The organism is Rhodopirellula maiorica SM1, from assembly GCF_000346295.1.
Taxonomy (GTDB): domain Bacteria; phylum Planctomycetota; class Planctomycetia; order Pirellulales; family Pirellulaceae; genus Novipirellula; species Novipirellula maiorica.
In genome coordinates, this window is record NZ_ANOG01001002.1 from 1 (window position 1) to 1,957 (window position 1,957).

Sequence of the window (1,957 nt, forward strand, 5' to 3'; positions counted from 1 at the left end):
CGAAGGCCAGGGCCTGACAGCGGTCGAGAAAATTTTCAACAAGAATGCCGTCGGCAACACTCCCGGCAAGGTGCTGCATGCCGGGTCGGATGTGCGTGTCGAAGTCAACATCGTTGGCTCTCAGGACACCACCGGGCTGATGACGTCGCAGGAATTGGAAATGATGGCGGCGACGTCGATTTCGCCGATCGTCGATGGCGCCTATCAGTCCGGCTGTCACACCGCTTCGGTCTGGGACAAGAAAGCCCAAGAGAACATTCCGAAGTTGATGAAGTTCATGAACGACTTTGGTTTGATCACCGCCCGGGATCCCAAGGGCGTCTATCACGCGATGACCGATGTGATCCACAAGGTGCTCAACGATATCACCGTCGATGATTGGGCGATCATCATCGGTGGTGACTCCCATACTCGGATGTCAAAGGGCGTTGCCTTTGGTGCCGACTCGGGAACCGTCGCCCTCGCGTTGGCGACGGGCGAAGCATCGATGCCGATTCCTGAATCGGTGAAGGTGACATTCACGGGCAAAATGCAGGATCACATCGACTTCCGCGACGTCGTTCATTCGACGCAGGCTCAAATGCTGAGCAAGTTTGGCGGCGAAAACGTGTTCCAAGGCCGCGTGATCGAAGTGCATATTGGAACGCTCGCTGCGGACCAAGCGTTCACCTTTACGGATTGGACGGCCGAAATGAAAGCCAAGGCGTCGATCTGCATATCGCAAGACGACACGCTGATCGAGTCGCTGGAGATCGCGAAGAGCCGAATCCAGATCATGATCGATAAAGGCATGGACAATGAGAAACAGGTGCTTCAAGGTTTGATCGATCGCGCCGACAATCGAATTGCAGAAATCAAATCGGGCGAGAAGCCCGCCTTGGCTCCCGATCCCAACGCAAAATACTTCGCTGAGCTAGAAGTTGACTTGAGTCTGATCGACGAGCCGATGATTGCCGATCCGGACGTCAACAACGATGACGTCTCGAAACGTTACACGCACGATACAATCAGAGACCTGACCTTCTACGATGGACAGAAGCACGTCGATCTCGGCTTTGTAGGTTCCTGCATGGTCCACAAGGGAGACCTGAAGATCGTTTCTCAGATGCTGAAGAATCTCGAGTCCGAACAAGGGACGGTGCAATTCAAAGCCCCTCTCGTCGTCGCGGCTCCGACCTACAACATCATTGACGAGTTGAAGGAAGAAGGAGACTGGGATGTGCTGCAAAAGTATTCCGGTTTCGAGTTCAACGACTTGCTTCCCAAGCAGAAGGCCCGCACGGAGTACGAGAACATGATGTATCTCGAACGTCCGGGCTGCAATCTCTGCATGGGCAACCAGGAAAAGGCCGCCAAGGGCGACACCGTCTTGGCGACCTCCACTCGGTTGTTCCAAGGACGCGTGGTCGCGGACTCTGAACGCAAGAAGGGGGAGTCATTGTTGGCATCAACACCCGTCGTGGTGCTCGCAGCGATCTTGGGGCGAACTCCGACGATCGAAGAGTACAAGTCGGCCGTCGTTGGTATCAAACTCACGAAGTTCGCACCGCCCACCGATGAAATGACCGCGGGTAGCCCACCCGATCTGGTTTCCTTCTAGGTACCGCGGATTGCCCTGGGCTGTCAAGGATTTGAGCTCATCTGAATTTCACCTTCCCGCGTCGCGGGAGGGGCGGATGCGGTAGCGGCCGTGAACGGCGTCGTGTTGCCTGCTAGCGACAAATCGACTTGATCGACCGAGACATTCAAGACACTAATCATTGAACCTAGCACTGAACTTTTTATGACGCACTACGATATTTTCAACGGTGACGCCGATGGCATCTGTGCGCTTCACCAATTGCGGCTTGCCGATCCACAACCCAGCCGGTTGGTAACGGGCGTCAAACGCGACATCAATTTGCTAAAACGTGTGTCTGCCGATGCAGGGGATCAGCTCACGGTGCTGGATATATCG

Annotated in this window: 1 protein-coding gene; it reads left to right on the forward strand. The window is 55.0% G+C overall.

Going from position 1 to position 1,957, the window contains the following annotated elements; genetic code table 11:
* Positions 1-1,600, forward strand: a 1,600-nt coding sequence (locus RMSM_RS32380; RefSeq protein WP_040770682.1) for an aconitase family protein, incomplete at its 5' end; no start/stop codon positions are given.
* Positions 1,601-1,957: the final 357 nt, after the last annotated feature.